We start from the raw sequence: 823 nt of genomic DNA, 5'->3' as shown, positions 1-823 counted from the left end.
CGGGAGATCGCCGACCGGCTCGCCGCCGAGCGGCACGGGCTCTACGTACTCGACGAGTTCACCTACCCCATCCACTGGGGATGGGTCGACGTCGAGGAGGTGGTGAAGACGCTGCGGGACCGTCCGGGCCATCAGCACGTGATCATCACCGGCCGGAACGCACACCCGGCGCTGGTCGAGGCCGCCGATCTGGTCATGGAGACGTCCAAGGTCAAGCACCCGATGGACGACGGGCAGAAGGGCCAGCGTGGAATCGAGTGGTGAGATGACGGTGCCCCCTTCGTTGCGTCCTGCAAGGTGAGCGCCGTGACCCACGATCCGCAGGACGCAACGACGGGGGGCGCGGAGCCGGACCTCCGGCACCACGGCGACTCCGATGCGGCGCCGGGTCTGGTCGATCTCGCCGTGAACGTCCGGGGCGGGATGCCACCGGACTGGTTACGGCGACGGCTGATCGCCGCGATCGACGACATCGCCGCTTATCCGGACCCGACGCCCGCCGCCGAGGCGATCGCCGAGCGCCACGGCCGTCCTGTCGACGAGGTCTTGCCAACGGCGGGCGGCGCGGAGGCGTTCACACTGATCGCCCGTGCTTTCCGTCCAGCCACCGATGCCATCCCGGCGGTGGACGCTGTCGTCCGTCGACCCGTCGTCGTCCATCCGCAGTTCACCGAGCCCGAGGTCGCTCTCAACTCGGCCGGACACGCCGTCGGGCGCACCATCCTCACCGCGGACGACGGTTTCGTTCTCGACCCGGGCGCCGTTCCCGACGACTCGGACCTCGTCGTGGTCGGCAACCCCACCAACCCGACGTCCGTCCTGC

General features: G+C 69.9%; 1 protein-coding gene and 1 pseudogene. Both read left to right on the top strand.

Features of this window, described 5'->3' with window-relative positions; genetic code table 11:
* Nucleotides 1-264: cob(I)yrinic acid a,c-diamide adenosyltransferase (locus tag ELR45_RS40500; RefSeq protein WP_240759230.1), on the top strand; the 264-nt coding region annotated here is incomplete at its 5' end.
* A 42-nt stretch (nt 265-306) separates the two neighbouring features.
* Nucleotides 307-823: pseudogene (locus ELR45_RS37055) on the top strand (hypothetical protein); the annotation flags it as partial.

Source organism: Phytoactinopolyspora endophytica, from assembly GCF_004138495.1.
In the GTDB taxonomy this organism is placed as follows: domain Bacteria; phylum Actinomycetota; class Actinomycetes; order Jiangellales; family Jiangellaceae; genus Phytoactinopolyspora; species Phytoactinopolyspora endophytica.
The sequence above is the reverse complement of the archived record's forward strand: the minus strand, read 5'-3'. Positions and strand labels throughout refer to the sequence as shown.